The following is a 627-nucleotide window of genomic DNA, read 5'->3' on the forward strand; positions in this document are numbered from 1 at the left end:
GAACAGGGCGAGGGCGAGGAACACGCCGACAACGCCGCCCAGGATCCACATCAGGTTCAAGTGGAAGAAGCCAACGTGACGTTGAATCTCTTTCCACGAGCACAGTACCGAGAGGATACCCAACAGACCGGTCAGCAGGATCATCAACAGCGACAGGCCGTCGAGGGCCAAGTGCACGCTGATGCCGAAACGCTCGATCCAGATGTGCTTGAACTCAAGCGCCCAGGTCGGATCGGCGCCAGGCGCCGGGGCAAATGAATAGTTGCCGGTCGCCCACAGCCAGAGGCCGATCGCGAGCAACAGGGACATGGTGATCAGCGCAATCCAGCGGGGGAGGGTAGCGCCGAAGCGCTCACCCATCCAGCACAGCAGGCCGCCGATGAAGGGGATCAGGATTAGCCAAGGCAGAATCATGACGGGCTCGTTTCCTTTCGCAAATTCGCAAGGTTCATATCAGACCGCTACCAGCACGATGGCGCCAATAACCAGCACGGCACCAGCAGCCATCGAAGCAGCGTACCAACGCAGTTGACCGGTCTCGGTGCGGCTCAGGGCAGTGTGACCACCCTTGGCCATACGCGGGATCAGACCGATGGTCTGGTCGAGCGGGTCTTTGCGCAGGATGTG

Annotated in this window: 1 pseudogene; it reads right to left on the reverse strand. The window is 60.6% G+C overall.

Going from position 1 to position 627, the window contains the following annotated elements:
- A pseudogene (locus tag ACIOVB_RS27700) lies at positions 1-414 on the reverse strand (NADH-quinone oxidoreductase subunit M); the annotation flags it as partial.
- Positions 415-627 lie beyond the last annotated feature (213 nt).

The organism is Pseudomonas sp. NPDC087639 (assembly GCF_044743385.1).
Lineage (GTDB): Bacteria > Pseudomonadota > Gammaproteobacteria > Pseudomonadales > Pseudomonadaceae > Aquipseudomonas.